The 715-nt window shown below is 46.4% G+C and carries 1 protein-coding gene and 1 pseudogene; both read right to left on the reverse strand.

Annotated elements, in window-relative coordinates; all coding sequences use genetic code 11:
• Nucleotides 1-240: pseudogene (locus B806_RS0105690) on the reverse strand (hypothetical protein); the annotation flags it as partial.
• Nucleotides 241-252: 12 nt separating this feature from the next.
• Nucleotides 253-715, reverse strand: a 463-nt coding sequence (locus tag B806_RS0105695) for a CoA-transferase (RefSeq protein WP_017402752.1), incomplete at its 5' end; no start/stop codon positions are given.

The raw sequence follows: 715 nt of genomic DNA on the forward strand, positions 1-715 counted from the left end.
CGGTAAACCTGCAAGAAGTGCTGACATACGGCCAACGTTACGGTTATCTTCACCAGCTTGGTTGGCACAGCCATAAATCACATCATCGACCTGTTCCCAATCTACATTCGGGTTACGCTGGATTAAAGCTTTAATCGGCACAGCGCCAAGGTCATCTGCACGGACAGGTGCAAGGCCACCAGCATAACGGCCAAATGGAGTACGGATGGCATCGATGATATAAGCATTTTTTAATGTCATTTCCCTACTTCCTTACTCTTGAGTCGCATCAATTAAAGTTGCACCAGTTAAAGCCTGTAACTCATTAAAGCTAAGGCCTTCAACTTTCTCAATCACCTTTAAACCATCTTTAGTCACATCAATCACACACAGGTCGGTGTAAATACGATCCACACATTTTTTACCCGTTACTGGATAAGTTAGCTCAGCTACAATCTTCGGCTCACCTTGTTTGGTCACATGGTCTGTGGTGATAAATACTTTCTTGGCACCAACCGCCAAATCCATCGCACCACCTACCGCAGGAATCGCATCGGGTGCACCTGTATGCCAGTTGGCCAAGTCGCCATTGGCTGCCACCTGAAATGCACCGAGTACAGCAATATCAAGGTGTCCACCACGCATCATGGCAAATGAGTCGCCATGATGGAAAAAGCTACCACCTTCAAGCATGGTCACAAACTCTTTACCCGCATTAATCAGTTCAGGATCTTCT

Origin of the sequence: Acinetobacter sp. TG2027 (assembly GCF_000302435.1) — a bacterium.
In the GTDB taxonomy this organism is placed as follows: domain Bacteria; phylum Pseudomonadota; class Gammaproteobacteria; order Pseudomonadales; family Moraxellaceae; genus Acinetobacter; species Acinetobacter pittii.